We start from the raw sequence: 5,831 nt of genomic DNA, 5'->3' as shown, positions 1-5,831 counted from the left end.
TGAGCTCGTCGGTCACTTCGGTGATCCGATCGAGGCAGGCGTTCAGCAGGGCGGCCGCTTCAAAGCGGGTCATCGCACGGCTGCCGCGGTAGGTGCCGTTGGGGTAGCCGGCCACACAGCCGTAGCGCTCGATCAGGTTGCTCAGAGCCTGATAAGCCCAGTCGGTGGGCTGCACGTCGGAGAACTGGGTGATCGAGGTCACCTGCTCGGCGCTGGCGCCGTATTGCTCAAAACCGGAGAAGCTCACGCTGCCGCGCTCAGCGGCAGAAACCCCGAGGTTGCAGCCCAGGGCAGCCGGAACGAGCAGGGCAGCGGCTGCGGAACGGCCAGATGCCAGGTAACACATCGGGAAGCAAGCGAAGAACGGTCCTGGCCATAGTCCCCCATATCTCTAGTAGATCTGCCCTAGGGGAGGGTTGATATTCTGGCTTCCTCACATGATGCGCGGCATCCCCGGCTCCGGTCAGTCAGCATTGATCGGATTGAGACCGCTACGAACCAGTAGGGCATCAAGGCCTGGCTCCACACCACAGCCGTTGTCACAAGCGCTTCATCGCTGATTGAGAGCGCTTCGCAACAGAATGAGTGGGGGGATTTTGCTTAGAGCCGTGCGAGGGATTGGCCGCTCTGGTCTGTGACTCGGGTCGGAGCTCTTCGACCTTGCTGAAACTGAGTGCACGCGCCAGTGCAAGAGCGGTCGTACTCGGGTGCTGGCCAACCCGGGTGGTGATCTGCGGCTGGGGATACCCCCCCGCGTTCGCCCGGCAGGACTGCGCCCTGCATGGCTGGCTGGTCGAGAGGACCTGAGCGAAGCTCGACTAATCGGAAAGGGGGCAAGCGCATGTGGATCAACCTGGCCATGCTCCTGGCTGGTGTACTCCTGTTGTTGGGCATTGCCTCCAGCAAGTTCTCCGCTCGGCTCGGTGTCCCAGTCCTCGTGCTCTTCCTTTCCCTTGGCATGGTGGCGGGTTCCGAGGGGCTTGGACGCATCCCCTTTGAGAACCATGAGCTGGCTAACAGCGTCGGCAGTGTCGCCCTCGCCTTGATTCTGTTTGATCGTGGCATGCGCACCTCCTTGGATGCTGTTCAAAGGGTTTGGCGGCCTGCACTAGCGCTCTCCACCCTCGGAGTGTTGCTGACGTCTTTGCTTACAGGTCTGGCGGCGGCATGGGTGCTGAAGTTGCAATGGCTGCAGGGGCTCTTGGTGGGCAGCATTGTCGGCTCAACCGATGCGGCGGCCATTTTTTAGGTTCTCCGCACCAGTGGACTGAAATTGCCGGAGCGTCTGACTTCGACCTTGGAGGCCGAAAGCGGATCCAATGATCCGATGGCGATCTTCCTGACCCTGGGGCTGATCGGTGTGAGCACCGGTGACGCTAATTCGGCTCAAGACCTCGCCCTGTTATTCGTCACACAGTTCGGTATCGGAATCCTGGCCGGCTTGGCTGTTGGGAGGTTGGCCACTGCCGCTATTCATCGCATCAACCTGGTTTACCCAGGCCTCTATCCCCTGCTGGCACTGGCTTTTGGCTTAGTTGCTTTTGGCTTGGCGGCGGTGTTTTGAGGCAGTGGATTCCTTGCTGTTTATATCGCAGGTATCGTTTTAGGCAGTAGCTCAATGGTTTTTCGGCGTGGCATCTCTTCCTTTCACGATGCAATCGCCTGGTTAGAACAAATCGTCCTATTCGTGATGTTAGGACTGCTGAGCTTCCCAACCCGCCTCCTCGCTGTGGCGTGGGAGGGCCTGATGATTGCCATTGTGCTGATCCTCCTCGCTAAGCCGCTTGCTGTGTGGACCTCTGCCTGGCCCTTTGGCTTTCGCCGCCGAGAGCTGACCTTTCTGTCCTGGGTTGGACTCAAAGGTGCCGTGCCGATCACGCTTGCCACCTTCCCGTTGATGGCCGGGGTGCCACAGAGTCAGCTGATCTTCAACGCGCTGTTCTTTGTGGTGCTGGTTTCAGCGATCACGCAGGGTTGGTCGCTTCCCCTTGTAGTCCGTTGGCTCAAAATCGGTCGGCCTGCAGATCCAAACCCAGCCCTGTCCGTTGAGATCAACGCCTTAAGGCAGGTGGATGGGGAAATCCTTGATTACACGGTGAAGCCTCGAACTTACGTGTCGGGTCAGAGAATGCGGGATCTAGCCCTGCCGGATGGCGTTGTGGTCTCGCTGATCGTGCGGGATCGCAATGTGATCATGCCTCGGGGCACAACGCTGTTGATGACCGGTGATCATGTCTTTGTGGCGATGCGCATGAGCCTTGAACTCTTGATCAATCGCTTGTTTGACCCCGATCCGGAACCACTCTGTCTCCCACACGCTCTCCAGTTCAGCTTCCATGTAAACACCACTCTGGAGCAGTTGTGTAGGTTCTTATAGTTGGAACTACCGGATTGGATCGCAACGGACGCTCAAGAACCTTTGGGGTCTCTGTTGGCTATGTACCCATCGAACAGAGATCTGCGACTCGGCCCAGTCGTGATAAAGGCTGGGGTGGATCGCGAACATATCTTGGTGAGCTGCATTAACGAGCCTTCAATTGTTTAGACGTGCTGGGAAGCATCCCTTTACCGGCAGCGCATCTGAGCTCAGATCGAGATGGGGCAGGTCCATCGTGTGCAAGCTGAAACGCAACCGAAATCGATGCTTGCCAATACGCCGCAAGATCATTTGGCAGAACTCTATTGGTTGCGCTTCATCTTCGACTTGGCTGGCCTGCTTGACGAAGAAACGTGTGTTGAACGTAACCTCGCACAGCTCAGCCACGGTTGGCATCCTGAGAGACCCAGGGCTTCCCCTCCGATGCGCTGGTCAGTGCTGGAGTATGAGGTGGATGAGGTGGAGGCCGATTTCGCCCTGCAGCGTGCCTGGCAGGAGCAGCAGCGCGAGCACGTGCGTCAGGCCCATGGATGCCATCAGAGCGCTTCACGGTCTCTGGGACAGCGTTGATGTCCAGAGCTGCCCGGCTGATACGCATCCAGCGCAGCGGCACCGCGCTTCTTCTGCTGTGCGCCTCTTCCTCAAGCCCTAGTAACACTGCGCAAAGGCGCATGAACGCTGAGCTGACGCAATGGATCTGGTGACGAGCAAAGCCTATGCCCACATCTGCTCGGATGTCTTGCGGACTCTGGGCAGCGACGCAGCCAGAGGCCTTGATGATTCCGAAGCGCAGCGACGCTTACTGCGCGATGGCCCCAACCAGCTGCAAGAGAAGGGTGGTACGCCACCGTTGCTGCGGTTGCTCAGTCAGTTCAACAATCCACTGTTGATCAGCCTGCTTGTTGTTGGCGGTGTGAAAGCGGTGTTTGGCCATCACCGTGACGCCTTGGTGATCATCAGCGTCACGGTGATCAATGCTGTCATTGGGTTTGTGCAGGAAAGCAAAGCCGAAGGTGCCATTGCAGCATTGGCCAGAGCTGTACGCACCGAAGTGGATGTAGTGCGCAGTGGTATTCCCCAACGCCTTCCATCGGAGCAACTGGTTCAGGGGGATCTGGTGCGATTGGAACCCGGGGTGAAGGTACCAGCTGATCTGCGATTGATAACAGCACGCCAGCTGCAAACCGATGAATCAGCGCTCACCGGCGAATCAATGCCCGTCGTGAAAGGCACGTTGGCTGTGGGTGCCGATGCCCCACTAGCTGAGCGGGTCGGCATGGCCTATGCGGGCACCTATGTCACTGGAGGTCAGGCCGATGGTGTTGTTGTGGCCACGGCCGATGCCACAGAAGTGGGCCGCATTTCGCGATCACTGCAGGAACAGGTCAGCCTCAGCACACCACTCACACGTCAGTTCGCGCGCTTCAGTCGCACGCTGTTAAAGGTGATCGTGGTGATGGCAGCGCTCAACTTCGTGGTGGGTCTGGCGCGGGGCCGCGGTGCCGACGAGATGTTCGATGGTGCCGTGGCCCTGGCTGTAGGAGCCATCCCTGAAGAATTACCTGCCATCGTGACGATCACCTTGGCAATCGGCGTGAAGCGCATGGCGCGACGCCAAGCGATCATCCGCAAGCTGCCGGCTGTGGAGGCCCTGGGCAGTACCACGGTGATTTGCTCCGATAAAACAGGCACGCTCACCCAGAACCGGATGACGGTGCGCCACCTCTACGCCGGTGGCGAGCTCCTTGCTCTCGAGGAGCTCTGGCCGGGGAATGGTGAGCCTGCGGCATCGGGCCGTGGGTTTGATCACCTCAACCTGGCGATGGAAGAAACGCTCCTGGCAGGTTTGCTGTGTAATGACGCCCGCCCGAGTGAGCGCGATGTCTGGATGGGCGATCCAACGGAAACAGCGCTGCTGGCTGCCGCCCATTCCGTGGGTATGGATCATGGCCAGGCTCACGCCCTTCATCCGCGCCGCGATTCGATTCCGTTTGAATCCGAGCAGCAGTTCATGGCAACTCTGCATGGCAGTGAGCGAATTCTTTTGAAGGGCTCTGTGGAAGCTGTGTTGGAGCGCTGCAGCTCACAACTCGATAGCGCCGGCCACCCTCATCCCTTGGATACCCCCTTGATCGAGGCGGCCATCACCACCATGGCCTCAGAAGGTGAACGGGTGTTGGCCTTTGCGATTGGTCAGGCCCAACCAGAACAGGAGCAACTGGAGCATGGCCACGTGTGCACCGGTTTGTGTTTCATCGGGTTGCAGGGGATGCAGGATCCACCGCGTCCGGAGGTCATCAGGTCTGTGGCTGTCTGCCAGGCCGCCGGCATTGCGGTGAAGATGATCACAGGGGATCATTTACAAACAGCGCTGAGCATTGCCCGACAGATCGGCATCGGCGATGGAGCACTGGGTATCGATGGGCGGCAGCTAGCTCAACTCAGCCCCGATGCTTTGGTAGAGCAGGTGCAACAGGTGAGTGTGTTTGCGCGGGTGGCGCCTGCTCAGAAGCTCGAGCTGGTGCGTGCGCTTCAGGCCAATGGTGAGGTTGTGGCGATGACCGGCGACGGGGTGAATGATGCACCGGCGCTGAAACAGGCAGACATCGGCATCGCGATGGGTAGGGGCGGTACGGAGGTGGCGCGTCAGGCCGCCGACATGCTGCTCACAGACGACAACTTCGCCACGATCGAAGCCGCCGTGGAGGAAGGCCGCACGGTATATCTCAACCTGCGCAAAACCTTGGCCTTTGTGTTGCCGGTGAACGGCGGGGCCTCGATGACGATCCTGCTCAGCGCGATCATCGCCACACCTCTACCGGTGACTGCCTTGCAGGTGCTGTGGCTCAACATGATTTGTTCGCTCACGATGTCGCTGGCACTGGCCTTTGAGCCGTCCGCCACCGCCTTGATGCAGCAACCACCACGCCCTCCACAGCAGCCCTTGCTAACCCCTGCCTTGATCCGCCGTGTGATGGTGGTGTCGCTCTTCAACTGGGCTGTGATTTTTGGGCTGTTTCTCTGGGCGGAAACAACCACAGACGATCTCGCTCTGGCACGCACCATGGCGGTGCAGGGGCTGGTGTGCGCTCATTTGGTTTACCTGCTGAGCATTAGCCACTGGCATGCTCGCCTGCCGCTGTTGCATCGCTTGGGATGGCGGGCGATCGGCGATGCACCGGCCGTGCCGCTTGGCATCACAGCCACCTTGATTGTTCAGACGGTCTTTAGCCAAAGCGCTTGGATGAATACCTTTTTCGGCACACATCCCCTCAAGCTGATGCAGCTGATCGTCTGCCTCCTTCCCAGCGCCTTGATGCTGCCTGTTGCACACCTGGCCCATCGGGTGGATCCGGAGGTTCAGGTGGTGTGATGAGTGATATCACACGCAACTTGCTTGTTCTGCAGACCTTCATCGCTCCGAGTTCCCGAGGCTTGACCAAAGCCAAGCACC

Annotated in this window: 5 protein-coding genes and 1 pseudogene; 4 read left to right on the top strand and 2 right to left on the bottom strand. The window is 59.2% G+C overall.

All coding sequences use genetic code 11. From position 1 onward, the window contains the following. Positions 1-346, bottom strand: a 346-nt coding sequence (locus tag ACIQ2E_RS11930; protein WP_398330734.1) for an iron uptake porin, incomplete at its 3' end; no start/stop codon positions are given. Positions 347-781: 435 nt separating this feature from the next. Here ACIQ2E_RS11930 and ACIQ2E_RS11925 point away from each other — a divergent pair. Then, positions 782-1,990 (top strand): annotated as a pseudogene (locus ACIQ2E_RS11925) (potassium/proton antiporter); the annotation flags it as partial. A gap of 78 nt (positions 1,991-2,068) precedes the next feature. Further along, the gene (locus tag ACIQ2E_RS11920; protein WP_398330737.1) at positions 2,069-2,377 is read left to right on the top strand and encodes a TrkA C-terminal domain-containing protein; all 309 of its coding nucleotides are present in this window, start codon (positions 2,069-2,071) and stop codon (positions 2,375-2,377) included. A 156-nt stretch (positions 2,378-2,533) separates the two neighbouring features. On the opposite strand, the gene ACIQ2E_RS11915 is transcribed toward ACIQ2E_RS11920, so the two are convergent. Further along, entirely contained in the window at positions 2,534-2,764 is a 231-nt protein-coding gene (locus ACIQ2E_RS11915; RefSeq protein WP_398330731.1) for a hypothetical protein, read from the bottom strand. 36 nt (positions 2,765-2,800) lie between these two features. Between ACIQ2E_RS11915 and ACIQ2E_RS11910 the strand changes: the two genes are divergently transcribed. Together ACIQ2E_RS11910 and ACIQ2E_RS11905 are read left to right on the top strand one after the other, a co-directional pair. After that, on the top strand, positions 2,801-2,947 hold the full coding sequence (locus ACIQ2E_RS11910; RefSeq protein ID WP_398330728.1) for a hypothetical protein: 147 nt from the start codon (positions 2,801-2,803) through the stop codon (positions 2,945-2,947). Positions 2,948-3,068: 121 nt separating this feature from the next. After that, complete coding sequence (locus tag ACIQ2E_RS11905; RefSeq protein ID WP_398330725.1) at positions 3,069-5,750, top strand: cation-translocating P-type ATPase; 2,682 nt, start codon at positions 3,069-3,071, stop codon at positions 5,748-5,750. Positions 5,751-5,831: the final 81 nt, after the last annotated feature.

This window comes from Vulcanococcus sp., assembly GCF_044369115.1.
GTDB lineage: Bacteria > Cyanobacteriota > Cyanobacteriia > PCC-6307 > Cyanobiaceae > Vulcanococcus.
Note: the sequence above shows the minus strand (reverse complement) of the source record. Positions and strands in the feature narration are given on the sequence as shown.

Bases quoted from the DNA above. Each gene is read 5' to 3' on its own strand.
- ACIQ2E_RS11910 (WP_398330728.1), top strand. From the start codon at position 2,801: ATGCGCTGGTCAGTGCTGGAGTATGAGGTGGATGAGGTGGAGGCCGAT.
- ACIQ2E_RS11905 (WP_398330725.1), top strand. From the start codon at position 3,069: ATGGATCTGGTGACGAGCAAAGCCTATGCCCACATCTGCTCGGATGTC.